The 26,125-nt window shown below is 69.6% G+C and carries 22 protein-coding genes and 2 pseudogenes; 12 read left to right on the top strand and 12 right to left on the bottom strand.

From position 1 onward, the window contains the following. The first annotated feature begins 5 nt into the window (after positions 1-5). Positions 6-1,247, top strand: a complete 1,242-nt coding sequence (locus A5713_RS06975; RefSeq protein WP_068093998.1) for an NAD(P)/FAD-dependent oxidoreductase — start codon at positions 6-8, stop codon at positions 1,245-1,247. Here A5713_RS06975 and A5713_RS06970 read toward each other — a convergent pair. The 3 genes from A5713_RS06970 to A5713_RS06960 form a co-directional block, all read right to left on the bottom strand. Then, complete coding sequence (locus tag A5713_RS06970) at positions 1,236-3,347, bottom strand: NAD-dependent epimerase/dehydratase family protein (RefSeq protein WP_068093968.1); 2,112 nt, start codon at positions 3,345-3,347, stop codon at positions 1,236-1,238. The two genes, A5713_RS06975 and A5713_RS06970, sit on opposite strands and share 12 nt — an antisense overlap. A 110-nt stretch (positions 3,348-3,457) precedes the next feature. Beyond that, positions 3,458-4,942, bottom strand: coding sequence for an acetyl-CoA acetyltransferase (locus A5713_RS06965; protein WP_068093964.1), 1,485 nt, complete (start codon positions 4,940-4,942; stop codon positions 3,458-3,460). A 120-nt stretch (positions 4,943-5,062) separates the two neighbouring features. Further along, entirely contained in the window at positions 5,063-7,456 is a 2,394-nt protein-coding gene (locus A5713_RS06960) for a CoA transferase (protein ID WP_369804375.1), read from the bottom strand. A 168-nt stretch (positions 7,457-7,624) separates the two neighbouring features. On the opposite strand from A5713_RS06960, the gene A5713_RS06955 reads away from it, so the two are divergent. The 3 genes from A5713_RS06955 (at position 7,625) to A5713_RS06945 (ending at position 10,841) form a co-directional block, all read left to right on the top strand. Next, positions 7,625-8,542 (top strand): undecaprenyl-diphosphate phosphatase, encoded by a 918-nt coding sequence (locus tag A5713_RS06955; protein WP_068093960.1) that lies wholly within the window; start codon positions 7,625-7,627, stop codon positions 8,540-8,542. Positions 8,543-8,728: 186 nt separating this feature from the next. Then, complete coding sequence (locus A5713_RS06950) at positions 8,729-10,321, top strand: alkaline phosphatase family protein (protein ID WP_231980270.1); 1,593 nt, start codon at positions 8,729-8,731, stop codon at positions 10,319-10,321. A gap of 37 nt (positions 10,322-10,358) precedes the next feature. Continuing rightward, complete coding sequence (locus A5713_RS06945) at positions 10,359-10,841, top strand: DUF427 domain-containing protein (protein WP_068093950.1); 483 nt, start codon at positions 10,359-10,361, stop codon at positions 10,839-10,841. Between the two features lie 13 nt (positions 10,842-10,854). Here A5713_RS06945 and A5713_RS06940 read toward each other — a convergent pair whose 3' ends face one another. Further along, entirely contained in the window at positions 10,855-11,364 is a 510-nt protein-coding gene (locus A5713_RS06940) for a GNAT family N-acetyltransferase (RefSeq protein ID WP_068093946.1), read from the bottom strand. 89 nt (positions 11,365-11,453) lie between these two features. Here A5713_RS06940 and A5713_RS06935 point away from each other — a divergent pair, with 89 nt between their 5' ends. The 3 genes from A5713_RS06935 (at position 11,454) to A5713_RS06925 (ending at position 15,698) form a co-directional block, all read left to right on the top strand. Beyond that, complete coding sequence (locus A5713_RS06935) at positions 11,454-12,302, top strand: SDR family oxidoreductase (RefSeq protein WP_068093942.1); 849 nt, start codon at positions 11,454-11,456, stop codon at positions 12,300-12,302. 160 nt (positions 12,303-12,462) lie between these two features. Then, positions 12,463-14,832, top strand: a complete 2,370-nt coding sequence (locus A5713_RS06930; RefSeq protein ID WP_068093939.1) for a phosphoketolase — start codon at positions 12,463-12,465, stop codon at positions 14,830-14,832. 101 nt (positions 14,833-14,933) lie between these two features. Continuing rightward, the gene (locus A5713_RS06925; protein ID WP_067925747.1) at positions 14,934-15,698 is read left to right on the top strand and encodes a CPBP family intramembrane glutamic endopeptidase; all 765 of its coding nucleotides are present in this window, start codon (positions 14,934-14,936) and stop codon (positions 15,696-15,698) included. 6 nt (positions 15,699-15,704) lie between these two features. Here A5713_RS06925 and A5713_RS06920 read toward each other — a convergent pair whose 3' ends face one another. The 3 genes and pseudogenes from A5713_RS06920 to A5713_RS06910 all read right to left on the bottom strand — a co-directional run. Continuing rightward, entirely contained in the window at positions 15,705-16,733 is a 1,029-nt protein-coding gene (locus A5713_RS06920; RefSeq protein WP_068093937.1) for a zinc-binding alcohol dehydrogenase family protein, read from the bottom strand. 48 nt (positions 16,734-16,781) lie between these two features. Continuing rightward, the gene (locus A5713_RS06915) at positions 16,782-17,081 is read right to left on the bottom strand and encodes a GlsB/YeaQ/YmgE family stress response membrane protein (protein ID WP_067760758.1); all 300 of its coding nucleotides are present in this window, start codon (positions 17,079-17,081) and stop codon (positions 16,782-16,784) included. A 126-nt stretch (positions 17,082-17,207) separates the two neighbouring features. After that, positions 17,208-18,026: pseudogene (locus A5713_RS06910) on the bottom strand (alanine and proline-rich secreted protein Apa); the annotation flags it as partial. A gap of 67 nt (positions 18,027-18,093) precedes the next feature. On the opposite strand from A5713_RS06910, the pseudogene A5713_RS29070 reads away from it, so the two are divergent. Further along, positions 18,094-18,402 (top strand): annotated as a pseudogene (locus tag A5713_RS29070) (APA family fibronectin-binding glycoprotein); the annotation flags it as partial. On the opposite strand, the gene A5713_RS06905 reads toward A5713_RS29070, so the two are convergent. Genes A5713_RS06905 through modA form a run of 3 tightly spaced genes read right to left on the bottom strand, consistent with a single transcriptional unit; the run spans position 18,291 to position 20,977 of the window. Next, on the bottom strand, positions 18,291-19,397 hold the full coding sequence (locus tag A5713_RS06905) for a sulfate/molybdate ABC transporter ATP-binding protein (protein WP_068093931.1): 1,107 nt from the start codon (positions 19,395-19,397) through the stop codon (positions 18,291-18,293). The pseudogene A5713_RS29070 and the gene A5713_RS06905 sit on opposite strands and share 112 nt — an antisense overlap. Then, complete coding sequence (locus A5713_RS06900; RefSeq protein ID WP_156751782.1) at positions 19,394-20,200, bottom strand: ABC transporter permease; 807 nt, start codon at positions 20,198-20,200, stop codon at positions 19,394-19,396. The genes A5713_RS06905 and A5713_RS06900 overlap by 4 nt, the downstream gene beginning before the upstream one ends. A 3-nt stretch (positions 20,201-20,203) precedes the next feature. Beyond that, complete coding sequence (modA, locus tag A5713_RS06895) at positions 20,204-20,977, bottom strand: molybdate ABC transporter substrate-binding protein (RefSeq protein WP_068093929.1); 774 nt, start codon at positions 20,975-20,977, stop codon at positions 20,204-20,206. A 254-nt stretch (positions 20,978-21,231) separates the two neighbouring features. Between modA and A5713_RS06890 the strand changes: the two genes are divergently transcribed. From A5713_RS06890 to A5713_RS06875, 4 genes are all read left to right on the top strand, one after another. After that, a complete protein-coding gene (locus tag A5713_RS06890) occupies positions 21,232-21,909 on the top strand; it encodes an SDR family oxidoreductase (RefSeq protein ID WP_068093927.1) in 678 nt (225 codons plus the stop codon). A 59-nt stretch (positions 21,910-21,968) separates the two neighbouring features. Next, positions 21,969-22,886: an LLM class F420-dependent oxidoreductase gene (locus A5713_RS06885; RefSeq protein ID WP_068093921.1), complete on the top strand. Its 918-nt coding sequence runs from the start codon at positions 21,969-21,971 to the stop codon at positions 22,884-22,886. A gap of 109 nt (positions 22,887-22,995) precedes the next feature. After that, entirely contained in the window at positions 22,996-23,376 is a 381-nt protein-coding gene (locus A5713_RS06880) for a DUF4189 domain-containing protein (RefSeq protein ID WP_067916674.1), read from the top strand. Between the two features lie 201 nt (positions 23,377-23,577). Further along, entirely contained in the window at positions 23,578-24,966 is a 1,389-nt protein-coding gene (locus A5713_RS06875) for an NAD(P)/FAD-dependent oxidoreductase (protein ID WP_068093916.1), read from the top strand. Here A5713_RS06875 and A5713_RS06870 read toward each other — a convergent pair. Both A5713_RS06870 and A5713_RS06865 read right to left on the bottom strand, forming a co-directional pair. Further along, the gene (locus tag A5713_RS06870; RefSeq protein WP_068093911.1) at positions 24,963-25,610 is read right to left on the bottom strand and encodes an urease accessory protein UreD; all 648 of its coding nucleotides are present in this window, start codon (positions 25,608-25,610) and stop codon (positions 24,963-24,965) included. The two genes, A5713_RS06875 and A5713_RS06870, sit on opposite strands and share 4 nt — an antisense overlap. After that, positions 25,610-26,125, bottom strand: a 516-nt coding sequence (locus A5713_RS06865; protein WP_231980269.1) for a GTP-binding protein, incomplete at its 5' end; no start/stop codon positions are given. The genes A5713_RS06870 and A5713_RS06865, both read right to left, overlap by 1 nt.

Here is a 26,125-nt window from a genome sequence, read left to right as displayed (position 1 = left end):
CGATCATGGCCGGCTCTAGCGGAATCGTCATCATCGGCGGCGGACTCGCAGGAGCGAAAGCCGCAGAAGCATTGCACGACAACGGGTTCGACGGACCGGTCACCTTGTTCGCCGAAGAAGAACATCTGCCCTACGAGCGACCTCCGCTTTCCAAGGAGTACCTGGCCGGAAAGAAGACGCTGGCCGAGTTCACCGTGCAGAACGACGACTGGTACCGCGATCACGACGTCGACCTCAGGCTCGGTGCGCGGGTGTCGGCCATGGACCCCGCCGACCACGCGGTCACCCTCCCCGACGGCACCACCGCGCGGTACGACAAACTGCTGCTGGCCACGGGATCGGCGTCCCGGCGCCCACCGATACCCGGGGCCGACTCCGCCGCCGTCCACTATCTGCGCACCTATGACGATGCCGTCGCCCTGGATGCGGTTCTCACCGACGGGTCCTCGCTAGCGGTGGTGGGAGCCGGGTGGATCGGCCTGGAGGTAGCCGCCGCCGCCCGACAGCGGGGCGTCGACGTGACCGTCGTCGAGACGGCCAAACAGCCGCTGGCGGCCGCGGTCGGCGAAACGGTGGGCGAAGTGTTTGCCGGACTGCACCGCGATCACGGGGTGGACCTGCGGCTCGAGGCGCAGGTGCAGGAGATCACGACGGCCGGCGGCAAGGCGACCGGGCTGAGAATGCGTGACGGGTCGACGGTGGCTGCCGATGCGGTGCTGGTGGCCGTCGGCGCCAAACCGAACGTCGAACTCGCCGAACGGGCCGGGCTGGCGATGGGCCCAGGCCCTCAGGGCGGCGTGCTGGTCGACGCGTCCCTGCGCACCAGCGATCCGGACATCTATGCGGTCGGCGACATCGCCGCCGCGGAACACCCCCTGTTCGGTGGCCGGATCCGCACCGAGCACTGGGCCAATGCGCTCAAGCAGCCCGCGGTGGCGGTGGCCGGGATGCTGGGCGCACCCGGTGAATACGCCGAGCTGCCCTATTTCTTCACCGACCAGTACGACCTCGGGATGGAGTATGTCGGGCACACCTCCGGCGTCGAACGCGTGGTCTTCCGGGGCGACGTGACCGGGCGTGAATTCGTCGCGTTCTGGCTCGACGACCACGACCGGGTGTCGGCCGGGATGAACGTCAACATCTGGGACGTGCTCGACGACGTCAAAGCGCTGATCAGATCCAGGACCTCCGTCGACCCCGAAAAGCTGGCCGATCCCGAGTGTCCGCTGGCCGAGCTATTGGGCTGAGCCTTCGACGGGAGTCCACGCCCCGTCGATGACCTCCGGCGGGCGCTGCGCCTGCAGCCGTTCCCGTTCGGCGCGGCGGCGTTTGATCCGCAGCCTGGCGTCGCCCGGCATGGTGATCAGCTCGTCACACGTCAGGTAATACACGTCCTCGACGGCATCGATCAGGTCCGCCGCGACTCGACGAGAGCCTAACTCGCGCAGCGTCATTCGCAGTTGATGGGTGAATCGCAGGGTCGTGTCGTGGGCGAGCTCGCGGGAGTCGCGAGCGCTGGCGGCCAGGCGCTGGGCCAGCGTCGGCGACGGCGGCTCCGTCGACGCGGCGGCGGCCACGGCGACCTCCCCGGCCGCTCTGAGCAGCATCGCCGGGTCGTCGGCATAGGTCTGACTGGCCAATTCGGCCTCCCCCGGCCCGCGGTGGCCGATGCGGGCGACGGCGGCGTCCACGGCGGCGGCGGTGGTGGGCGACAACGCGCGGATGCTCGCGAGATTGCCTTCCCGGGCCAGCGCACACAACGGCGGGTCGGCCCGCAGGACCGCTGCCAGCTGGGCGGTCTCCGTCTCGACCAGGGTGCTGTCCATGATCATGTCCACGCCGGGCACGCCGGGAGCCGCCTTGCTGCGCTCCAGCGCCGCCGCGGTGACGCCGGTGTCGATCAACCACAACGCGGTCAGGATCCAGCCTTGGTGAATGCGGTCCCGCAGCAAGGGAACCCGAACCTCGAGCCCGGGACCGGGCAGCGCCGCCAGCTGTGCGGCGTCGAGCTGTTCGGTTTCGGCGGCCGCGCCGTACGCCCGGGTGTCGGCCTTGAGGTGGCGCAACAGGACCAGCGATCGCCCGGCGACGACGGCTTTGGCGACCGAGCCGAGGGCGCCGCCCGCCAGCGCGGGCTCACCGAACGGGAGCGGGTCTCCGACATGCGGCCGCCCGACCAGGGCGTTGCGAGCGACGGCGTTCTGGTCCCAGCCGGGGAGTTGCCCCGCGGCGACCATGTTGACCGACACCCCGACGTAGGGCCGATGACCGAAGACGGCGATGGCCCGGTTGCCCCACTCCTCGCCCACCACGCCGCCGAGCGCCAACACGTGACCGAGCACCCGATTCGCCGTGCGCAGCCCGCTCAGCTGGACATCCAGCGTGATCGGGGTGAGCGGCCCGGGCAGCGCCCGGGCGAGGTTGCCCGCACTGAAGATCGGGAAGCGGGGGTCGATCCGGTCGTCGAATTCACCTTCGACGCCGTCGGGTGCCGCGCTGTGTCCCCCGTCGGAAGGGTGGGCGCGTGGGGCGGCCTCGACCGGGAGCGCCAGTCGGTGCCCATCGCCGGTCGCCCCCGCCGCCGCGATCCGGCGCCCGGCGAGTCCGCGGGCCGTGTCGGCCACCGCTTCGAGCGCCTGCCAGCCGAACTCGAACGACCAATCCTCTTGCGCCGACGCGATATCCATGTCCGGAATGAGCTGGTGCCAGCTGCGGACCCGACTGAGCCGGGACCGCGGGTCGGCGGCGCGCAGCATCCGCCACGCGGTGACCACGTTGACGGTGTCCGGGGAGGCGAGGTCCACCACACCGGTGCGGTCGGCGTTCAGCGACGAGACCATAAAGCGCACCAGGTCGTCGACGTGCAGCACGCGCATCGGCCGCGCCGACACCTTGGTGCGCAGCAGCGTGGCCACGGTCCGGCAGACCATCCAGTCGAGCTGCCGGCCGACCGGCGGGGCGATGCGAACGACCAGGCTGGGCCCCCAGCTGGTGGCGACCAGCTCCTCGGCCGGTCGGTAGAGCTCGGGCCGCCCCGCGGCGTGCGAGACGAACAGCAGCCGGGCACCGGCGCGGGCGGCCACATCCGTCACGTGCGCGAGGCCGTCGATGTCGGCGCTGCCGGGCGCGGTGGTGTCGATGGGGGCCAGGTGGATCACCACGTCGGCTTCCTCGGCGAGCTCCCGCAGGGCGGGGTTGCGCAGCGGGGCGCAAACCAACTCGACGTTGCGGTCCAGGCAGGGGTGCGGGGCCTCAGCAATGCCGGTGACCGTGTGCCCGGCAGCAATCAACGGCCGTGCAACCAGCCGCCCGAGTGCGCCGGTGGCGTCGGTAACCAGGATCTGCACCTGGGCTCACCTCCCCCGACCTCAAACTCAACAATAGGCAAGACGGCGTCGCCTACGCGACCGTTACCGGCCAAACGGGACCCTGAGCTGGCGGAAAGCCTTTCGCCGGGTTACTGCAGCGCGGCGGAGCCGTCGGCGGCGACGGCGACCTTGGCGCCGCCGATGTCCTCACACACGGTTGCCGCCGCCGCGGCGCTGTCGGTGATCAGGGCAAGGGTGCGTGAACCGTCGGGCGTGCGCACGGCCAGGAAGGCCTTCTCCGGCCGGCCGTCGCGATCGAACGGCGTCGTCCACGCTTCCACCGTGCCGACACCCTCCCATTCCACCAAACCGTCCCGGGTGGGCTCCCGGTCGACGGCGGGTTGCGCGTCCTCCCAACGGAACTCGGCGGGCGGTTCGGTGCCGTACACGCCGAAGCTGTGCTTGGTCAGGAAGCCGCCGTTCGCGGTGATCAGCCCGCGCCGCCCGGGATTGGCCACCAGCAACTCCGCCATGGTGGCAATGGAGTGCATCACGTAGTTGCTCCACGGGCCGCCCGCGAACGTCAATCCACCGGTGACGGTGAGCGGACGGGCGGGATCATCGGCCGGCAGGCCCAGTTCGGCCGCGGCCACCTGAACGGCCGAGGGGAAGCAGGAATACAGGTCGACGTAGTCGAGGTCGTCGACGCCCAGGCCCGCCAGCTCCAGCGCCCGACCGCCGGCGATCCGGATCGCCGGCGAGCGGTGCAACTCGTCACGCTCGGCGATGGCCGAGGTGTCGTGGGCGTCGGTGCCCGCGTGCGGATAGATCCACCGATCGGCGGGGACCCGCAGCCGCTTGGCTTCCTCCACCGAGGTCAGCACCAGCGCGGCGCCCTGATCGACCATGTTGTTGGAGTTCATCAGCTTGGTGTACGGCCAGCTGATCATTCGGTTCTGCGGGCCGGGCTCGCAGATCTCCTCGGCGGTCACCGGTTTGCGGATCCACGCGTGCGGATTGCCGACCGCGACGGCGTTGAAGCGGGCCCACAGTTCGCCGATGCGCTTGCGGTGGTGCTCGACCGACTCGCCGTTCGCAATCCGCAGCGCCTGTTCGAACAGCGGGTAGACGTAGGCCGGCCGGTCCAGCCGAATCCTGATCTCGGCATCGCCCGCCATCGGGACGTCGTCGCCGCTGACCTCGGCCATCGGGACGGACTCGTCCTGGACGGTCCACTCGAGCCTGCCGCCTTTGGCGCGCAGGCCCCGGCGGGTGCGCCAGGTTTCGGCGCCGGCCAGCAGCACCACCTGGGCGCTGCCCCGCTGGATGTCCAGGCACGCCTGGTTGACCAGGGACTGCGGCACGTTGCCGCCGACGGGGCTGTACAGCGTGGTGAAACCGGCGGCGCCGATCCGCTGGCCGAGCAGCAGCCCAGGATCCCGGTAGTGCGCCGAGAGGATGTTCACCACGCGGATGGAATCCACGGCCTCGATCACCCGCGCGTCGGCGGCTTGCCGGGCCGCGGCCGCCATCAGGTCAACCGGTTCGACGGACCGCTTGTCCGGATCGATCTCGTCGCGGTGGTTGACCTGGCCGTAGCCGATCAGCACGGGTGTTCTGGGGTCCACGGTCATACTGCGAATTTAGCGTGGCTATCGATGCGGGCCGTGTACGGCCCGCTGAGGAGTCGCGCCATCGAGTCCAGCGCGTGGCTATCGATCCGTCCGGTCGCGTGGGCTGGATTCACCCCCGAGTCAGGGCGGCCCGAACAGCACGCCCTCGCCGATGAGGCGGTCGATCTCCTGGGGGCTCATGCCGAGCAGTCTCCGGCAGATGTCGACGGTGTCCTGGCCCGGCAGCGGCGCGGGCCGCTGCGGCGCCCGCGGGATGTGCTGGAACGGCGCCGGGCCCGTCTCCGCCGGCAGCGGACGTTCGATCAGCGGATGCGACATCTCGGCATACAACTTGCGCCCGACGAGCTGCGGGTCCTCCAAGATGTCCGGCGGCCGGTTCATCGGTCCGGCCGCAACCCCGGAGGACTGCAGCAGCTGGGCCGCCCGCGCCGGGGTGCGGCTGCGGGTCCAGGCCGACACCGATTCGACCAGCTCGCGCCGGTTCGCCAGCCTGGCCTCAGCGGTGGCGAAACGCGGGTCGTCGGCCCACTCTGGATGCTGGAAAACGCCTGCGGCGCAGCGCCATTCCTCATCGGAACCGATCGAGATGACGCACCATTCGTCGTCGCCCGCGCACGGGTAGACCGCGTGCAGGCTGGTGTCTTCGGAGATTCTCGGCACGCCCGCGTCCAGCGCGGCCTGCGTGACGTACAAGGCGTCGAGCTGGTTGATCACGGCCTCGGCCTGCGAGACGTGCACGTGTGACCCGGCGCCCGCCCGGTGGCGGTGGATGAGCGCGGCCAGCGCCGCGATGGCCGTGATCCGCCCGACCACGTGGTCGGGAAAGATCGTGGTCGCGTCGTAAAAGGCATGGCGCGCAGCGCCGTCGGGGTTCTCCGGATCGTCGGCCGTCCACAGGCGGGTGACGCCGGTGGCGGCGCGCACCAGTGGCCCGTAGCCCATGCGGGTGCTCCACGGGCCCTGGTCACCGTAGGCGCTGCTCTCGGCCAGCACGATCCGCGGGTTGACGGCACGCAGCTTGTCGTAGGAAAAGCCCAGGGCGGTAAGCGTTCCCGGCTTGAAGTTGGCGAAGACGGCGTCGGACTCCGCGACCAGCCGGGTGAAGATCTCCTTGCCGGCGGGGCCGCGCAGGTCCAGGCCCATCGCCAGGTGGTTGCGGTGGGTCCAGGCGAACGACTCGCTCATCGCCTCCCCGACGCGGGCCTGCCGCAGCCCGTCCGGGTACTCGGAGCTTTCGATTTTGATGACCTCGGCGCCGAGATCGCCGAACAACCGGCTCAGCTCGCCGCCGGCGACGATGATGCCCAGGTCGAGGATGCGCACGCCCGCAAACGGGAAGTCACCGACGCGGCCGGAGGGCGACTGCACCACGGCGGGGTTGCCGCGCCAGCCCGGCGCGTCCTGCCCGAGGGCGGGTGCCGGGCTGCGAAAGCCCGCGTGGCGCCCGTCGACGACGAAGTACCCGGTCGGGACGCTGGCCCGCACGCCCGGGACGAGCTCGGCGTCGGTGATCGCCCCCACCGCCCGAAAATGCTCGGAACCCATCGCCCACGGCGGCGTCAGTACGGCGGCGATCGGCACGCCGTGGGCCTGGCCGGCGGCCACCAGGTCCTTCATGGTCTGCCCCGCGAACAGCGTCTGGACCAGCTCGCTGATCTGCGGCCACGCGGCGAAGCGCGCGCCGATCACGTCGTATTTCGGGTCCTGGAAATCGTCCGGCTCGCCGAGCCAGCGCCGCAGTCCCCGCCACTGGCGCGGCGCCATCACGCAGAGCCGGACGTAGCCGTCCCGGCACGCATAGATCGGGTAGGCGTCCTGGTTGCGCGGGCGCCCCCGCCACTGGCCGGTGCGGCGGATTCCGGCGGCGGCCTGCCCGTGCGCCCCGAACGCCGGGTCAAGCGACATGACCACCGCGTCGAACCGGGAAAAGTCGATGAATTCACCCGTGCCGCACCGTAATCGGTTGTAGTAGGCGACGAGGGTCGCCCAGGCGGCCTGGACGGCGGCGGTGGCCGACGCGATGCCGTCCGGCGGCAATACGGGGGTGCCGGTGGTGGGGCCGGACCGCGACAGCGAGCCGCACATCGCGTACAACACCGGATCGGTGGCCCGCCACAACGACCGCGGGCCCGTCGCTCCGAAGTCGGTGATCGACAACACCACCAGGTGCGGATGCTGGGCGGCCAGCTCCTCCACCGACGTCCCGAACGTCGGTGCCTCGCCGTAGAAGCCGTCGTCGACGAGGATGTCGGCCTGCGCGGCCAGGTCGAGGAACACCGCGCAGTCGTCCTCGTCGTACGGGTCCAACACCACGCTGCGTTTGTTGGCGTTGTGCACGGCAAACGGAATGCTCGCACCGGCCAGCGTCGGCGGCTCATGCCGCGCCGGGCTTCCGCTCGGGGGTTCGACCTTGAGCACGTCGGCGCCCAGGTCGGCAAACAGGCGCGTCACCTCGTCGCCGTTGCCGCTAGACAAGTCGAGGACGCGCACGGCGTCGAGCAACCCGTCGGACATCAGCACACCGTACCCGCAGGTTCGGGGTCTGACCGGGCCGACCGCCGCCCCAGCGGCCGAAAGGCCGACCGGGCAAGCTGATTGAGTGGGCGAACGCGGCGTCGGCTATCGTCACAGGCCGATCGGCGAGGCCGTATCCGCCACCACGAGCCGACGGAGGCATCCCACATGAGCGCGCACCTGACCTACATCGAGGCCGTGGTCGTCGGCGCTTTCCAGGGCGTCACCGAGCTGTTCCCCGTCTCCAGCCTCGGGCACGCCGTGTTGGTGCCCGCGGTCGTCGGCGGCCGGTGGGCCCAGGACCTGAGCGTCTCGGCCCCGGAGTCGCCCTACCTCGCGTTCATCGTGGGCCTGCACGTGGCGACCGCCGCCGCGTTGCTGGTCTTCTTCTGGCGGGACTGGCTGCGCATCGTGGCCGGATTCGTGTCCTCGCTGCGGTATCGCCGCATTCAGACCCCCGACGAGCGGCTGGCCTGGCTGATTGTCGGGGCCACCATCCCGGTCGGGCTGGCCGGGCTGCTCCTGGAACGGACCTTCCGCACCACGCTCGGCAAGCCCATTCCCGCGGCAATCTTCTTGGTGCTCAACGGCATCGCCCTGTATGCGGGAGAGGTGCTGCGCCGGCGCGTCGCCCCCGCGCCCGACCGGGAACAGCCGACGGAGGAACAGCGCGAGCACACCGGCGAGGCCGTCGACCACCGCCTTGCCCAACTTCCGCTGCGCCGCGGCATCCTGATCGGCGCCGCGCAGATCCTGGCCCTGCTGCCCGGCATCAGCCGCTCCGGCATCACGATGGTGGCGGGGCTGTGGCGCGGCCTGTCCCACGAGGACGCCGCCCGGTTCTCCTTCCTGCTCGCCACCCCCATCATCCTGGCCGCCGGCGTGTACAAGATCCCGGAACTGTTCGGGCCCCGCGCCACCGGAATCCACGGCCAGGTGCTGGCCGGCAGCATCGCGTCCTTCGTCTGCGCCTACCTCGCCGTGCGGTTCCTGACGCAGTACTTCCAGACCCGCACCCTCACCCCGTTCGCCGTCTACTGCGCCCTGGCCGGTGGCGCCAGCCTGGTGTGGCTTGCCGTCGGATGACGGGCGCGCCAATACACGACTTCTCCTGACATCGCCTCACCGACTCGGTCACCGAATGGCAACCGCTGGGTATCGGTTCGCGCAACAGCGTAGGAGTTGAGCGTGGCGTAGCTCACCATCGACGGAGCAAATGCGCGGCGTCTCAACGACAGAGGTGATGCCTGAATGTTCTGTCGCCTTTGTCGTGTGGCCGGCGCCACCGTCGGGGCCGCGATGCTGGTGCTGTCGACGTTCACCGCGCCGAGGGCGGCCGCCGCAGCCACGATGAGCCCGAACCTGTTGGTCAACCCGGGTGCCGAGCTCGGCGACCCGTCGTTGTCCGGCTATAGCGGGGTGACGATACCGGGCTGGACCGCGACCGGCACACCGACCGTGATCAAGTACAACACGCTGGTCCGGCTGCCCTCGCCGCTCGGGTCGCCGGGGCCGACCATGCCGAAGTTCCTGGCATTCCCGGCCGCCCAGCACGGACCGCCAGACGGCGGCGCCCAGTACTTCGGCGGTGGCAACGTGGCGACGTCCACGCTCACCCAGGTCGTCGACCTCAGCGGTGCGGCGGCGGCGATCGACACCGGCACCGTGCCGTTCACGCTGAGCGGCTGGCTCGGTGGCAACCGGCTGGAACTGTCCGAGGCGTCGGCCACCGTCGAGTTCCTGGCCGCCAGCCAATTACCCTTGGGCACAGGCAAAATCGGGCCGGTCTCGATTCTGCAGCGTGGGTTCCAGACCGAGTTGGCCGAACGCGACACCACCGGGACGATCCCGGCGGGCACCCGCAGCGCGCGCGTAACCGTGACCTTCAAGGACACCCACTGGGCGGGCGGCGCCTACAACCACTCGTACGCCGACAACCTCTCGTTCACCATCGGCGCCCCCTTGGCCGCGCCGCCGCCACTCACCCCGCCCGCGTCGACCGTCGGGCCCCTCGATCACGTGTTCCTGGTCTACCTGGAGAATCACGGCGTGAAAGACGTTGTGGGCAGCCCGAATGCGCCGTACATCAACAGCCTCATCAGCTCGTACGGGTACGGGTCCAACTACTTCGCCCTGACCCATCCGAGCCTGCCGAATTACTATCCGATCCTCGGCGGATCCGACTTCGGCGCCAACTACAACTGCGAAATGAACTGCTTCGACGCGCCGAACCTGGCCGACTCCATCGAGGGGGCGGGCAAGACGTGGGCCAGCTACGAGCAATCCATGCCCGGACCGTGCGCAACCGCGGCGAGCGGTCCGTATAGCCCCGGTGAGCTACCGTTTCTCGCCTTCCACGACATCGTCTCCAACGCCGCCCGCTGCCAGGCGCACGTGCTGCCGCTGACGCGGATGGCGACCGATCTCGCTTCGGCCTCCACCACCCCGAACTTCGTCTGGTTCGCGGCGGACGAAAACAACAACATGGAAGGCCCGGTCAACCTCCGCTTCGTCGGCAGTGAGCTGACCTCGCATCAGTACAACATCAAGGCCGGCGATCAGTTTCTGCAGCAGGTGTTGCCCACGATCGTGAATTCGCCGGCTTTCCAGACCCAACGCAGCGCCATCTTCATCACGTGGGACGAGGACTTCAACAACCTGTCACTGACCATCGGTAACGAGGGCAACCACATCCCCATGATCGTCATACCATCGTCGAATTCGGGGATGCGCCAAGGGCATCTGGTGTCCACCTCCCACAACAACCACTACGGCTTGCTGCGCACCATCGAGGACTCCTTGCAGCTTCCCCGGCTCACGAACAACGACAAGTACGCTCAGCCGATGAACGAATACTGGCCGTAGGCCGCACCAGGGAACCCATGAGCCGGGATGACGACAGATGAGCCGATCCGGGCCTGAGAGCGAGTCGGTGTGGGATTACCCGCGCCCACCCCGCGTCGAGCCGTTCACCGGTGCGATCACCGTCGAGTTGGGCGGTGAAGTCGTCGCGCGCAGCCCGCGGGCCTGGCGGGTCCTCGAGACCAGTCATCCGCCGACCTATTACCTGCCGCGCGAGGCCTTTGTCGAAGGGGCGCTGCGCGAGACGTCCGGAAGCTCCTGGTGCGAATGGAAAGGCCGGGCAACGTATTACGACCTGATCGGCGGCGGAGTCGTCGCCCCGAAATCCGCCTGGAGCTATCCGGACCCGGCGCCGGGATTCGAATCGATCGCCGGGGCGGTCGCGGTCATGGCCGGCGCCGTCGACCGCTGCACGGTCAACGGGGAGGTCGTCGTGCCCCAGCCCGGGGGGTTCTACGGCGGCTGGATCACCAGCTGGGTGACCGGCCCGTTCAAAGGCGGTCCCGGTTCGGCCGGCTGGTGACGGCGCCGGATCGTTACACCGGCCGTAGCCGATAACGCACCAATCGCACCGTCTGGCCGCCGAAAGTCGTTGGACGGCAAGCTCCGTCGGTCTCCCAGCCGTCGCGCTCGTAGAAGCGGCGGGCGCGGGTGTTCGCGTCGAGCACCCACAGCACCGCGCCCCTCACGCCGACCGACCGCAACCGCGCGCGGGCCGCGGTCATGAGTAGACGCCCGACGCCCGTCGCCACGTGGGCCGGGTCGACGTAGAGCGCCATCAGCTCACCGAAGTTCGGTAGGTCGCTGTCGCGGTACAGGCCCGTGGTGGCGAAGCCGCGAATCGCCGGCCCGTCGACCGCGACCAAGGTGAACGGCATCCGCGACCCGACGCGGCCGAAGGTGTAGCCGCTGGCCAACGCCTCCGCGGTGAGGCTGTCCAGGTAGTCCTGGGCGATCAGGCCCCGGTAGGCCACCCGCCACGACCGCGCGTGCAGGCCGGCCACCGCGTGGGCATCCGCCGGTACCGCCGCCCGCACCTCGGTCATCGTTGCAGTATCCGGGGCTCGGCGGATCAGGTCGCGGTGCGGCGTAGATTGCCGTGTTGACACCCGTCAAGAATCCGGAGGGTATGGCAATGGCAGACACGGCATCGATTGGCCTCAAGGTTCGCGGCAAGGTCATCGTGATCACCGGCGGCGCCCGCGGCATCGGGCTGGCCACCGCGACCGCGCTGCACAATCTCGGCGCCAAAGTCGCGATCGGCGACGTCGACGAGGTGCGGGTAAAGGAATCCGGCGCCGCGCTCGGCCTGGACGTCTACGGCAAACTCGACGTCACCGACCCGCACTCGTTCTCGGACTTCCTCGACGAGGTGGAACGCCAACTCGGCCCGATCGACGTGCTGGTCAACAACGCCGGCATCATGCCGCTCGGCCGGATCGTCGACGAGCCCGACTCCGTGACCCGGCGCGTCCTCGACATCAACGTCTACGGCGTGATCCTGGGCAGCAAGCTGGCGGTCCAGCGCATGGCTCCCCGCCGCTCCGGCCACGTCATCAACGTCGCCTCGCTGGCCGGCGAGACGTATATCGCGGGCGCGGCCACCTATTGCGCCAGCAAGCACGCGGTCATCGGGTTCACCGATGCCGCCCGGATCGAAAACCGCTCGTCCGGCGTGAAATTCTCGCTCGTGATGCCCACGTTCGTGAACACCGAGCTGATCGCAGGCACCTCCGGGGCCAAGGGCGTCAAGAACGCCGAGCCGTCAGACATCGCCGAGGCCATCGTCAGGCTGGTCGCGCATCCCCGGCCGCGGGTGCGGGTCACCAAGACTGCCGGCGCGATCATCGCGTCGCAGAAGTTCATGCCGCGCGCGCTGTCGGAGGGGCTGAACCGCGCGCTCGGTGGCGAGCACGTCTTCACCGACCACGTCGACGCCGAGAAGCGCAGGGCCTACGAGTCGCGGGCGCGCGGCGAAGAGTAGTCGGCGATCGCGAGCGCGGCGGAGCCGGGTGAAGCGGGTCGCCGCGATCAGGTAGTCGGCGATCGCGAGCGCGGCGGAGCCGGGTGAAGCGGGTCGCCGCGATCAGGTAGTCGGCGATCGCGTCGGGCGCCGTTCACCGCGGGCGCGGACAATCGGCGGGGTGAGCCTCCAAACCCGGACCACCGCTGCCCTGACCGACGACCAACTCGACCTGATCAACGCCTACTGGCGCGCGGCCAACTACGTGTCGGTCGGACAGATCTACCTGCTGGACAATCCGCTGCTGACCGAGCCGCTGTCGCCCGAGCACGTCAAACCGCGGCTGCTGGGACACTGGGGCACCACCCCGGCGCTGAACCTGATCTACGTGCACCTGAACCGGGTCATCCGCGACCGGGACGCCAGCGTCATCTACGTCACCGGGCCCGGCCACGGCGGCCCGGCGCTGGTCGCCAACGCCTACCTGGAGGGCACCTACAGCGAGGTTTACACCGGCATCGAGGAAGATGCCGAAGGGCTGCGAAAGTTGTTCCGCCAGTTCTCTTTTCCCGGTGGCATCCCCAGTCATGTGGCCGCCCAGACGCCCGGCTCCATCCACGAGGGCGGTGAGCTCGGCTACGCGCTGGTGCACGCCTACGGCGCGGCCTTCGACAATCCGGAGCTGGTGGTGGCCTGCGTGATCGGCGACGGCGAGGCCGAGACCGGGCCGCTGGCCGCCAGCTGGCACTCCAACAAATTTCTCAACCCGGTGACCGACGGCGCGGTGCTGCCCATCCTGCAGCTCAACGGATACAAGATCGCCAACCCCACCGTGCTGGCCCGGATCCCCCACCCCGAACTGGAATCACTGCTGCGCGGGTACGGCTACCGGCCCATCACGGTCGCCGGTGACGACCCGGCCGACGTGCACCGGCAGTTGGCCGCCGCGCTCGACGAGGCCTTCGACGACATCGCGGACATCCAACGCGCCGCGCGCGGCGGCAAGAGTCTCGAGCGTCCCGTGTGGCCGATGATCGTGCTGCGCACGCCGAAGGGCTGGACCGGTCCCAAGGTGGTGGACGGCAAGAAGGTCGAGGGCACCTGGCGGGCGCATCAGGTTCCGCTGGCCGAAACCCACGACAACCCCCAGCACCGGGCGCAGCTCGAGGAGTGGCTGCGCAGCTACCGTCCCGAGGAGCTCTTCGACGCCGACGGCAGGCTGCGCGCCGAGCTGCGGGCGCTGGCCCCCGGCGGCGATCGCCGGATGAGCGCCAACCCGCACGCCAACGGCGGCCTGCTGCTGCACGACCTTGACCTGCCCGATTTCCGCGACTACGCGGTTCAATTGTCGCGCCCGGGGACGGAGACCCACGAGGCCACCCGGGTGCTGGGCACCTTCCTGCGGGACGTGATCGCCCGCAACCGCGACCGATTCCGGCTGATGGGCCCCGACGAAACCGCCTCCAACCGGCTGGACGCCGTGTACGGGTCGACGGCCAAGGTGTGGTTGTCCGAGATCGGGCCCGACGACGAGAACCTCGCCGCCGACGGTCGGGTGATGGAAGTGCTCTCCGAGCACCTGTGCCAGGGCTGGCTGGAGGGCTACCTGCTGACCGGCCGGCACGGGCTGTTCAACTGCTACGAGGCGTTCGTCCACATCGTCGACTCGATGCTCAACCAGCACGCCAAGTGGCTGGCCACCAGCCGCGAGCTGCCGTGGCGGCGGCCGATCGCGTCGCTGAACTACCTGCTGTCCTCGCACGTGTGGCGCCAGGACCACAACGGCGCGTCGCACCAGGACCCCGGTTTCATCGACCTGGTGGCCAACAAGCGGGCCGAGCTGACCCGGGTCTACCTGCCGCCGGACGGCAACACCCTGTTGTCGGTCGCCGACCACTGCCTGCGCAGCCGCGACTACATCAACGTCATCGTCGCGGGCAAGCAGCCGGCCCTGGCCTACCTCGACATGGACTCCGCGATCGCGCACTGCGCGCGCGGGCTGGGCATCTGGCCCTGGGCGAGCACCGCCACCGGTGAACCCGACGTGGTGCTGGCCTGCGCCGGCGACATCCCGACGCTGGAGATTCTGGCCGCCGCCGACATCCTGCGCCGCGAACTGCCGGAGCTGGCGGTCCGGGTGGTCAACGTCGTCGACCTGATGCGGCTGCAGCCGGAATCCGAGCATCCGCACGGTCTGCCCGACCGCGAATTCGACGCGCTGTTCACCCGCGACAAGCCGGTCATCTTCGCCTATCACGGCTACCCCTGGCTGATCCATCGCCTCACCTATCGCCGCACCAACCACCCGCACATCCACGTGCGCGGGTTCAAGGAGCGCGGCACCACGACGACGCCGTTCGACATGGTGATGCTCAACGACCTCGACCGGTTCCACCTGGTCATGGACGTGATCGACCGGGTCGACGGCCTGGCCAGCCGGGCTGCCGAGCTGCGCCAGCGCATGGTCGACGCTCGGCTCGCGGCGCGGATCTACACCCGCGAACACGGCGAGGACGACCCGCAGATCGCGGGCTGGACCTGGGGGTCCTGACGCCGAGATTGCCGTCACGGTTGTGCTTCGGGCGCGAACGACGACCGTGACGGCAATCTCGTTGAACCGTCGCCGCGGGGGGCCGCCGGTAAGCTGGTTAGATGCTTGACGCCGCCGGGACGCCCGACATTCACCATCCGGTGATCTCGCAGCTGTCGGCGCTGCACCGGGTTCGCATCCACCTCGACATCGCCGTCGTCGTCGCGGTCTTGGTGCTGACCAACCTGGTCGCCCACTTCACCACGCCGTGGGCCAGCGTGGCCACGGTCCCGGCCGCCGCCGTCGGCCTGGTCTTCCTGATGCGTGCGAACGGTCTGGACTGGGCCGACCTGGGTTTGGGACGCGAACACTGGAAGTCGGGGCTGGCCTACGCGCTGGCCGCGGTGGTCGTCGTCGCTTCGGTGATCGCCGTCGGGGTGCTGCTCCCCATGACCCGGCCGATGTTCCTCAACCACCGCTACGCCACGGTCTCCGGCGCCCTGATCGCCTCGATGGTGATCATCCCGCTGCAGACCGTGATCCCGGAGGAGCTGGCGTTCCGCGGCGTGCTGCACGGCGCGCTGCATCGGGCGTGGGGTTTCCGCGGGGTCGCCCTGGCGGGTTCTTTGCTGTTCGGCCTGTGGCACGTCGCGACGTCGCTCGGGCTCACCAGCAGCAACGTCGGGTTCACCCGACTGTTCGGTGGCGGCTTCGTCGGGATGCTGGCCGGGGTGACCGGAGCCGTGCTGGCCACGGGCGCGGCCGGCTTCGTCTTCAGCTGGCTACGCCGCCGCAGCGGCAGCCTGATCGCACCGATCGCCCTGCACTGGTCGCTGAACGGGCTCGGCGCGCTGGCCGCCGCGCTGGTCTGGCACCTGACGGCCTGACGCCCGTCACACCAGCAGCACCGCCGCGCCGGCGATGCGGCCCGCACTCAGGTCGGCCAGCGCGCGATCCGCTTGGTCCAGCGGATATTCCGGCGTGGTCACCTCGATGTGGTGCTCGCCCGCGAACTCGAGGAACGCCCGAGCGTCGGCCCGGGTGTTGGAGGTGACCGAGCGGACCTGGCGTTCCTGGAACAGATGACGCTGGTAGTTCAGCGGCGGAATGTCGGAGAGGTGAATGCCGGCGATCGCCAGAGTGCCGCCGCGGTCCAGGCCTTCCAGGGCGGGTAGCACCAGATCCCCGACCGGCGCGAATAGAATCGCCGCATCCAGCGGCACCGGCGGCGGATCGGCCGCGCCCTGCGCGGAGGCGGCGCCGAGCTGCATCGCAAGCTCACGCGCCTGGGCTCCGCGGGTCATCACGTGCACCTCGGCGCCCTGCGCCAGCGCGACCTGCGCGGTGATGTGGGCGCTTCCCCCGAAGCCGTAGAGTCCCAGCCGCCCGCCGGGCGGCAGATCCGCGCGCAGCAGGGAGCGGTAGCCGATGATGCCGGCGCACAGCAACGGCGCCAGCTCGGCGTCGGTGTAGCCGGCCGGCAACGGATGCGCGAAAGCGGCAGGGACCGTGGCGAACTCGGCGTAGCCGCCGTCGGCGTCCCAGCCGGTGTAGCGGGATTGCGGGCACAGGTTCTCGTCGCCGCGGCGGCAATACCTGCACACGCCGCAGGTGTGGCGTAGCCACGCGATGCCCACGCGGTCCCCCACCCGGAACGCATCGCCCGCCTCGGACCCGACCTCAACAACCTCGCCCACCACCTCGTGGCCGGGCGTGACCCCGTCGCGATGCACGGGAAGGTCGCCCTCGGTGACGTGCAGGTCGGTGCGGCACACCCCACAGGCGCGCACGGCGACCAGCAACTCCAACGGCCCCGGGCGTGGCACGTCGGCGGTGACTTGCTCGAGCGGGTCGGTGTCCATCGGCCCGGGCCGGCGCACCCGCCACGCCCGCATGGTCGTGGTGGTCAGCGGTGAAGCCATTCGTCCATCATGCCGCCAACCACCACGGCCGCAACGCGGTGACCGTTATCAGGTCCGGCGCACCATGCCGACGATCCAGAGCAGGATCAGCGACCCCAGCAGCGCGGTGAAGAAGGTGAAGATCAGGCCGCCGCCGGCGGTGTTGACGAAGAAGCTCAGGATGAAGCCGCCGATCAATGCGCCGATGATGCCGATCACGATGTCCATCAGGATGCCGGCGCCGCTGCCCCGGATGATCTTGCTGGCGAGCGCACCGGCCAGACCGCCGATGATGATGTAGCCGATGATGCCGACGCTCGTGAACGTTGTTGAGCGTGCCAGATATTCGGTAGCTGCCATGACGTCCATGCGGGTCTCCTTATCGCTGGCAAAGCCCAGCTAGTTGCTGGGCTGTCACTTCGGTATACCCGCTTTGCGTAACGGAAAAGGGTCCGATTCGGAGACGGTTAGCCCATCAACCTGACGCCCGGGCCGTCAGGCCGATTGCGTCCGCTGGGGTGCCGGGGCGACGGTCGGGCTGTTCTCCCCCGCCGGTGCCGGAGCCGGAGCCGGCGAAGCCGGAGCGGGTGCGGGCGCTCCGGGGGCCGGGGCTGCTGGTGCCGGTTGGCCACCCGGGGCCACCGGTGCTCCGGGCGCCGGTGCGGCCGGAGCCGCCCAGGGCTGGATCGATTCGGCCAGCGCCTTGGCCGCGCCCTTGTCCACCGGGTCGTTGGCCGTCCCGAGCCACACGACGAACCACCGCTGCGGCGGTCCGGCGTTGGGCGAACTCGCCGCCGGCAACCCGACCACGCCCGTCCAGATCTGGCCGTTGGGCTTGGACGCGTCGCTGAACTTGACCTCGTAGTACGACGCGCTGCCGGTGATGCCATTGGCCCCGGTGAGCGGGGTCGCCTCCTGGTTGATCCGGGTGCCCGGATACGGCAGGAAGAATTCACCCATGTCCGAGCCCAGCCGCACCGCGGCCTTGGCGTTGTTGGCTTCGGCGCTGGCGTAGAGCTTCTGGTCCAGACGGCCCATCACGATGCGGGTGTCGTTGGCGACGGGTGGCGGCTGGTCTGGCAGCGGCGGCTGCCCGGTCGTCTTGCTCAGCAGCGCCGAGCCGTAGTCGAGGTGGGAGGCGTCCGACTCCACCCAGCCCGGGGGCAGGACGTAGCTGAAGCCGCCGACGGCGTTGGCCACCCGGCCGGCGTTCGGGTCGACGGGAGGCGGCGGCGGTGCGTTCGGATCGGCCGGCGGCGGGGGCGGTGCGTTGGGATCGGTCGCCGCCGGCGGGTTGCGCGTCGGCAACATCGGCAAAACGGCACAGCAATTGTCCGCAAGGCTCCTTGCGTCACAGCGGTAACACGGTAGGTTCGTCGCCATGGATCAGGTGGAGCCCAACTCGACACGTCGCAAAGGCCTGTGGGCGACGCTGGCGATAGCCACGGTGACCAGCGCCAGCGCCGTCACGATCGCATTGCCGGCGACGTCGTACGCCGACCCGGAGGTCCCGACCCCGGTGCCGCCGACCACGACGACCGCCCCGCCGCCGGCGGCCGGCCGGTCTCGGCCACCCCCTCAATTCGCCGCCGGATACAAGGTCACCTCGTGGGCTTTCACCGAGAACCACACCCTTTCGCCGGGCGCCAGCCGCAGCTCGGAGGCGGCGTCGACGGTGATCTCCGCGGCCAGACCGGGGGCCCCATCGGATTGCTGCTCCCCGCGCACCAGGACCGCCGACCCGCGAATGTCCAGCTCCGCGATCGTCACCTCGACCGTGTTGCGTGGGCTGCCGTGCGGTTGCTCCCGATAAACCGCCACCGCCGTGGGTGGGAAGACCGCGATCGCGTTGCGCCCCGGGGCGAGGTCTGCACCCCTGTCGTGCGCGGCGGCCGCGTGCCAGCGGGCACCGGTGCGCGCGTGCAGGGACGCGTCGGGGGCGACGGTCCCGCTGACCAGGTTGATGCCCGCGATGCGCGCCCCGAAGTGGCTGCGCGGCGCCGTGAGCACGTCGGAGACCGGGCCGATCTCGGCGATCGCGCCCGCCTCGAGCACCAGCACCCGGTCGGCCAGCGTGAAAACGTCCAGCAGGTCATGCGTGACCAGCACGACCGCGCAGCCGGTGCGGCTGACGACGCGGCGCAACACCGCGCGGATCCCCGCGGCCGCGGCGACGTCGAGACCCGCCAGCGGCTCGTCGAGCAGCAGTACGGCCGGCTCGGCGGCCAGCGCCCGCGCGATCGCCACCCGTTGGGCCTGGCCGCCGGACAGCCGGCGCGCCTTGCGGTCGGCGAGCCACTCGGCGTCCACCTCCCGCAGCCAGCGCAGCGCGGTGGCGTTCGCCTCGCCCCGAGTGGGGCGAAGGTGCCCGCGTCGACTGTGCGGCCCGAATGCCACGTTGGCGGCGACGCTCATGTGTGGGAACAACAACGGCTCCTGCAACAGCAGGCCGACACGGCGATCGTGGGTGGCCACGTCGACCCCGGCCACGGTGTCGGTGAGCACCCGATCCCCTACCCGGACCAACCCGTGATCTGGGCGGATCAGCCCCGCGATCACATGCAGCACGGTGGACTTCCCCGCGCCGTTGGGCCCGAGGACCGCCAACACCTCGCCCGCGGACACGGCGAACTCCACGTCCAAATCGCGGTCGGCCACGACGGCGCGCAACTGCACTTCACTCATGGCCGCGGCTGCCCCGCTTCGGCCCCGGCCAGGCGGTGCGGGCCCAGCCCCAACACCACCAGCGCCGCCACGGCCACCAACAGGATCGACAACGCCACCGCCGCGTCGGCGTCGCTCACCCGCTGCAGATAAATCTCCAGGGGCAGCGTGCGGGTGACGCCCTGACGGGACCCGGCGAAGGTCAGCGTCGCACCGAACTCCCCCAGCGAACGGGCGAACGCCAGTACCGTCCCCGACATCAGGCCGGGCAGCAGCAGCGGCAGGGTGACCCGCCACCAGACGGTGCTGGGCCGGGCCCCCAGGGTCGCCGCCACCACCTCGAAGTCGGCGCCCGCGGTGCGTGCGGCTCCCTCCAGGGAGATCACCAGAAACGGCAGCGAGACGAAGGTCTGCGCCAACACCACGGCGGCGGTGCTGAACGCGATGCTGATGCCGGCCGCTTCGAGGTAGCGACCGAGCAAGCCGAACCGGCCGAACGCGTAGAGCAGTGCGATCCCGCCGACCACCGGCGGCAGCACCAGCGGCAGCAGGATCAACGGCCGCAGCAGCCGCACCGGGCGCGCGGTGCTGCGGGCCAGCACCAGCGCCATGGGCACCCCCAGCAGCACGCACAGCGCGGTGCTGGCGGCCGCGGTCTTGAGGCTGAGGAACAGGGCCGTCTGCGACGACGAACTGGTGATCAACGACCAGAAATTCGGCCAGTTGACCTTGACCGCGATGGCCAGCAGCGGCAGCACGACGAACACGGTCCCCACGCCGGCGGGGACGTACACCCACCGGGGCAGATCCGTCGGCCGGTGCACGGTTCAGGGCTTGGCGAAGCCCGACCGGGCGAGGATGTCCTGACCGGCCGCACCGGTCACCATGGCCAAGAACCGTTGCGCCAGCGTTGGTTGCGGTGCGTGTTTCAGCACCGCGATCGGATAGCGGTTCACCGCGCCGGCGGCCTCCGGGAAGCTCACGGTTGTCACCTTGTTTCCGGCGCCGCGGGCGTCGGTGACGTACACCAGCCCGGCGTCCGCCTGCCCGGTGGTGACCTTGTTGAGGACGTCCGTCACGCTCGGCTCCTCGCTCACCGGGTGCAGGCGCACCCCGGTGCTGTCTTCGACCCGTTGGGTCGCCGATCCACACGGCACGGGCTGCTGGCAGACCACCACGCCCAGCCCGGGCCTGGCAAGGTCCGAGAAGGATCCGACCCTTTTGGGGTTGCCGGGCGCGGTGACGATCACCAGCGTGTTGGAGGCGAAGTTGGTCGGGTCGCCGGCGAGCAGGCCGGCTTTGGCGACCGTGTTCATCTGCGCGGTGTCCGCCGATGCGAAGACGTCGGCGGTCGCGCCCTGGGTCAACTGGGTGGCCAGCTCCGAGGAACCGGCGAACTCGAATTCGACGTCGGTGCCGGCATTTTGGGCTTTGAACTGCGCGCTGAGCTGAGTGAACGCGGACTTCAGCGAGGCCGCGGCGAACACCAGGAGCTTCCCCGAGCCGCCAGCGGGCTGGGACGGGGGTTTCGAACCGCATCCGACCAGGCCCACGGCCAGCGCCACCGAAACCGCACCGGCCAGCATCCCGATCCGCCGCATGCGTGCACCCTAACCCGCCGACGATGCGGCCCGCTTCCCGGCTTTATCGGCGCAAAAAAGTGACGGCCGAATAGTTATCCAAATGATCCGCGCGTCGCGACGGCAACAATTTCGCCGACTAGCTACTGTCCAGTAACATCTAGGCAGATTGATGCCATAACGCGCTGAGATCCCAGGCAGGTCCCCCGCAGCGGCCCCGTGGTTGGCCCGCGGAGCCGCCAGGGTCTGGGTTCAACGTTGAACACGAGGAGGTCATGGCAGTGGAGGTGTTGGTCACCGGCGGAGACACCGAACTGGGGCGCACAGTGGCCGAACGCTTCCGCGATGACGGTCACAAGGTGACCCTCGTGGGCGCGCGGCGCAGCGAGCTGGAGATCGCCGCCAAGGAATTGGACGTGGACGCCATCGTGTGCGACACCACCGACCCGGCGAGCCTGACCGAGGCCCGCAGCTTGTTCCCCCACCACCTCGACACCATCGTCAACGTGCCGGCGCCCTCCCGGGACGCCGGCGACCCGCGCACCTATTCCATCGCCGACACGGCGAACGCCTGGCGGCATGCCTTGGACGCGACCGTGCTCTCGGCGGTGCTGACGGTGCAGACCGTGGGCGATCACCTGCGCTCGGGCGGCTCCATCATCAGCGTGGTGCCCGAGAACGCGACGGCCGGCAGCCTCGACGCGGCGATCAAAGCGACGCTGTCGAATTGGGTCGCCGGACAGGCGACCGTCTTCGGCACCCGGGGTATCACCGTCAACGTCGTCGCCGGCGGACGCAGCGTCCAGCCGGGTTACGACGGCCTGTCCCGCACGCCCCCGTCGGTCGCCGACGAGGTCGCTCGCCTGGCGTTGTTCCTGACCACCCCGGCGGCCCGCCACATCACCGGCCAGACCCTGCACGTCAGCCACGGCGCGCTCGCGCAATTCGGCTGAGGGCGTAATTCGGCGGCGAGCCGTATCGTGCCGCGCGGAGCCGCACTACGGTAGACCGCGTGGCTATTCGACTCGGTCTGCAGATTCCCAACTTTTCCTACGGCACCGGGGTGGAGGAGCTCTTCCCCACCGTTCTGGCCCAGGCCCGCGAGGCCGAAGCGGCCGGCTTCGACTCGGTCTTCGTGATGGACCACTTCTACCAACTGCCCATGCTGGGAGATCCGGACCAGCCAATGCTGGAGGCCTACACCGCGTTGGGCGCGCTGGCCACCGCCACCGAACGAGTTCAGTTGGGCACCTTGGTAACCGGGAACACCTACCGCAACCCGGCGCTGCTGGCGAAGACCATCACCACGCTCGATGTGGTGAGCCAGGGTCGCGCGATCCTGGGCATCGGCGCCGGGTGGTTCGAACTGGAACACGACCAACTGGGCTTCGAATTCGGCACCTTCACCGACAGGTTCAACCGGCTTGAGGAGGCGCTGCAGATCATTTTGCCGATGATCAAGGGCGAGCGTCCGACCTTCGAGGGCAAGTGGTATCGCGTGCGCGAGGCAATGGCGAATCCCCGCTTCCGCGACCACATTCCGCTGATGATCGGCGGTAGCGGGGAGAAGAAGACGATTCCGCTGGCGGCACGCCACTTCGACCACCTCAACGTGATCGCCGGATTCGACGAGCTACCAGGCAAGTTGGAGGTGGTGCGGCGGCGCTGCGAGGAGGTCGATCGTGACCCGGCGACGCTGGAAACCAGCACGCTGACCACGGTGCTCGTCGACGAGAACACGAAACCCGATCAGATCCCCGCCGAGATGACGCAGCGCATGGTGGTCGGCAGCCCCGACTCGGTCGCAGACCAGCTCAAGACCAAGGTGGTGGACGCCGGCATCGACGGCCTGATCATCAACCTGCCCTTCTACACCCCCGGGGTGATCAGCGCCGTCGGCGAAGCGCTGCGCCCGGTCGTCGGCCTGTAGCTCCCGCCCGCGTGGGGTCGCGGATTGTTCGGGCGGCGGTAATACTTCCCTGTAGCAGCGTTTACCTGCGCCACAACGGCGCAGCGCGGAAGAGGGCCGGGAGCAGGCCATGAAGAAACGAGCCCTGGCGGCGGTCGCGGCCGGCGTAGCATTCGCCGCGCCCCCGCTCGCGCATGCCGACAACAACTGGATCGCCATGGCGATCTCGGACTCCACCGGCCGCATCAACATCGCCGACGGAGCGGCCAACCAGGGCGCGGCCGAGAAGGCGGTCATGGACACGTGCCGCAAGAGCATCAGCGACTGCCGCCTGCTGGCCAGCGGCGACGGCGGGTGCCTGGCGCTCGCCGTCAACGCGGCCAAATCGCGATACTTCGGTGGCTGGGGCCCGACCCGCGAAGAGGCGGAGGCCGCGGCGCTGGCGCGCGCGCCGGGCGGAACGATCCAACCGGGCCACGACCACTGCGCCGGGGAAGGCTCCAGCCAATAACGACGGCGCCGCGCCGGGTGAACTGACGTCCCTGATAGTTACGCCACAGTGCCGGTCGCCCACCAGGCATTTCGGCTCGGAACACCGTTAGTGTTGCAAACAACACATGCGTATCAATTAGGTTTCCGGGTACCCGCCTGACTAGCGTTGTGGCTAACTGCAGTCGCGTGTCCAAAAGCCCCCGTCAGGAGCAGCGGAAACATGAGCCCCCCACCAGAAACCACAGCTGGAACCGAACGTCGCCACCAGGTCGTCATCATCGGTTCGGGATTCGGTGGACTCAACGCGGCAAAGAAACTCAAGCACGCCGACGTCGACATCAAGCTGATCGCGCGCACCACCCACCACCTGTTCCAGCCGTTGCTGTATCAGGTGGCGACGGGCATCGTGTCCGAGGGCGACATCGCCCCGCCCACTCGTGTCATCCTGCGCAGGCAGCGCAACGTCCAGGTGCTGCTCGGCGACGTCACGCACATCGATCTGGCCAGGAAGTTCGTCGTCTCCGATTTGCTCGGCCACACATACGAAACCCCTTACGACAGCTTGATTATCGCCGCGGGCGCGGGACAGTCGTACTTCGGCAACGACCACTTCGCCGAGTTCGCGCCCGGGATGAAATCGATCGACGACGCGCTGGAGGTGCGCGGACGGATCCTGAGCGCGTTCGAACAGGCCGAGCGGTCCCGTGATCCGGAACGACGCGCCAAGCTGCTGACCTTCACCGTCATCGGCGCCGGCCCCACCGGCGTCGAAATGGCCGGGCAGATCGCGGAACTGGCGGCCCACACGCTGAAGGGCTCGTTCCGCGGCATCGACTCCACCAAGGCGCGAGTGATCCTGCTCGACGCCGCCCCCGCCGTGCTACCGCCGTTCGGCGACAAGCTGGGCATGCGGGCGCGCGCCCGGCTGGAGAAGATGGGCGTGGAGATCCAGCTCGGCGCGATGGTCACCGACGTCGACCGCAACGGCATCACCGTGAAGGACGCCGACGGGACCGTCCGGCGCATCGAGTCCGCCTGTAAGGTGTGGTCCGCCGGCGTGCAGGCCAGTGGGCTCGGCCGCGACCTCGCCGAGCAGTCCTCGGTGGAGCTTGACCGGGCCGGGCGGGTCAAGGTGCTACCGGATCTGTCGGTCCCGGGACACCCGAACGTGTTCGTCGTCGGCGACATGGCCGCCGTCGAGGGCGTTCCGGGCGTGGCCCAGGGCGCGATCCAGGGCGCCAAGTACGTCGCCAACACGCTCAAAGCCGAACTCGGCGGGGCCGATCCGGCCGAGCGTGAGCCGTTCCAGTATTTCGACAAGGGTTCCATGGCCACCGTTTCGCGGTTCTCGGCGGTGGCCAAGATCGGTCCCCTGGAGTTCAGCGGCTTCATCGCCTGGCTGATGTGGTTGGTGCTGCACCTGGTTTACCTGGTCGGATTCAAGACCAAGGTCAGCACGCTGCTGTCGTGGACGGTGACCTTCCTGAGCACCCGGCGCGGCCAGCTGACCATCACCGAACAGCAGGCATTCGCCCGCACCCGTCTCGAGCAACTCGCGGTGCTCGCGGCGGAAGCCAAACGGCCGGCGACCGCCAAACGCGCCAGCTAGCCACCCAGCCGGTCGGCCTGCCACGTACTCAGCAGGCCGCCGCCGGCCAGCGACAGCACGGTCGCACCGGCGTCGACCGGCGTGTCCGGGAAAGCCGTTTCGGGGTAGCGCAATTCGTGGATCGACGCACGAGGCGCCGCGATGATGTCATCGGCCGGCGATCCGGCACCCAGCTCCACGCGGTGGCGCAGCAGTGGGCGACCGTCACAGTCGGCGCGCAGGGATCCCGACCAAAAGCCGTGGCGCTCGTCGTATCTGCCGACCTGCACCCGCTCCCGAAAGCGCACCTGGGCGCCGTCGCGCAAGCAGAAGTCGGCGCCGGACACGTGGCGGGCGTCGGCGGCGACCACCGTCGGCTCCAAATCGATGTCGAGACTTCCAGTCACTGTCACGTCCCAATGGGCATGCGAGGTAGGAACATTGGCTCCGGGCAACGCCACGGTGGCGGCGGCGCTGCGGAGTTTTAGGCGGGCGCCGCCTTCGACGATGACGCGGAAGTCGATGCTGTCGCCACCCAATGGCGTGGCGGCCGCCGACACGAGATGGACGGTATCGGGCGCGGTGCAGCGGGCGGCCACGGCGCCGGCGCACTCGATGCGCGGTAGCCGGTTCGGATACGCGACCACCAGGACCCGCGACCGCATCACACGGTGGCCGCCTCGCGCAATTGCGCGCGGACCCAGGCCAGCACCTGCGAGGCAGCAGGGTCGTCGGTGAGGGACTGCAACACCGTCGGCCGACCGCCGCGCACCGCGTTGGCGTCGTCGGCCATCACCTGCAGGTCGGCTCCGACGAGCGGTGCCAGGTCAGTCTTGTTGACTACCAACAGGTCCGAGTAGGTCACCCCGGGGCCGCCCTTGCGCGGCACCTTGTCGCCGCCGGCGACGTCGACGACAAAGATCTGCACGTCCACCAAACCGGAGGAGAAGGTGGCCGTCAGGTTGTCGCCGCCGGACTCGACCAGGATGAGGTCCAGGTGATCGTGCGCGGCGATCAGATCGTCGATCGCGTCGAGGTTGGCGGTGATGTCGTCGCGGATCGCGGTGTGCGGGCACCCACCGGTTTGCACGGCCGCGATCCGGTTGTCCGGCAACCGGGGGAGCCGCTGCGCAGGAGTCGGCGTCCCGGTCGGCTCGGGCAAGACGGCGCTGGTCGCCGC

The organism is Mycobacterium sp. E2497, from assembly GCF_001668695.1.
Taxonomy (GTDB): Bacteria; Actinomycetota; Actinomycetes; order Mycobacteriales; family Mycobacteriaceae; genus Mycobacterium.
The sequence above is the reverse complement of the archived record's forward strand: the minus strand, read 5'-3'. Positions and strand labels throughout refer to the sequence as shown.

Excerpts from the sequence above, each read along its gene's own strand:
- A5713_RS06965 (WP_068093964.1), bottom strand. The coding sequence starts at position 4,942 with ATGACCGTGGACCCCAGAACACCCGTGCTGATCGGCTACGGCCAGGTC.
- A5713_RS06890 (WP_068093927.1), top strand. The coding sequence starts at position 21,232 with ATGGCAGTGGAGGTGTTGGTCACCGGCGGAGACACCGAACTGGGGCGC.
- A5713_RS06905 (WP_068093931.1), bottom strand. The coding sequence starts at position 19,397 with ATGAGTGAAGTGCAGTTGCGCGCCGTCGTGGCCGACCGCGATTTGGAC.
- A5713_RS06955 (WP_068093960.1), top strand. The coding sequence starts at position 7,625 with ATGAGCGCGCACCTGACCTACATCGAGGCCGTGGTCGTCGGCGCTTTC.
- A5713_RS06880 (WP_067916674.1), top strand. The coding sequence starts at position 22,996 with ATGAAGAAACGAGCCCTGGCGGCGGTCGCGGCCGGCGTAGCATTCGCC.
- A5713_RS06960 (WP_369804375.1), bottom strand. The coding sequence starts at position 7,456 with ATGTCCGACGGGTTGCTCGACGCCGTGCGCGTCCTCGACTTGTCTAGC.
- A5713_RS06945 (WP_068093950.1), top strand. The coding sequence starts at position 10,359 with ATGAGCCGATCCGGGCCTGAGAGCGAGTCGGTGTGGGATTACCCGCGC.
- A5713_RS06935 (WP_068093942.1), top strand. The coding sequence starts at position 11,454 with ATGGCAGACACGGCATCGATTGGCCTCAAGGTTCGCGGCAAGGTCATC.
- modA (WP_068093929.1), bottom strand. The coding sequence starts at position 20,977 with ATGCGGCGGATCGGGATGCTGGCCGGTGCGGTTTCGGTGGCGCTGGCC.
- A5713_RS06925 (WP_067925747.1), top strand. The coding sequence starts at position 14,934 with ATGCTTGACGCCGCCGGGACGCCCGACATTCACCATCCGGTGATCTCG.
- A5713_RS06915 (WP_067760758.1), bottom strand. The coding sequence starts at position 17,081 with ATGGACGTCATGGCAGCTACCGAATATCTGGCACGCTCAACAACGTTC.
- A5713_RS06875 (WP_068093916.1), top strand. The coding sequence starts at position 23,578 with ATGAGCCCCCCACCAGAAACCACAGCTGGAACCGAACGTCGCCACCAG.
- A5713_RS06870 (WP_068093911.1), bottom strand. The coding sequence starts at position 25,610 with ATGCGGTCGCGGGTCCTGGTGGTCGCGTATCCGAACCGGCTACCGCGC.
- A5713_RS06975 (WP_068093998.1), top strand. The coding sequence starts at position 6 with ATGGCCGGCTCTAGCGGAATCGTCATCATCGGCGGCGGACTCGCAGGA.
- A5713_RS06920 (WP_068093937.1), bottom strand. The coding sequence starts at position 16,733 with ATGGCTTCACCGCTGACCACCACGACCATGCGGGCGTGGCGGGTGCGC.
- A5713_RS06940 (WP_068093946.1), bottom strand. The coding sequence starts at position 11,364 with ATGACCGAGGTGCGGGCGGCGGTACCGGCGGATGCCCACGCGGTGGCC.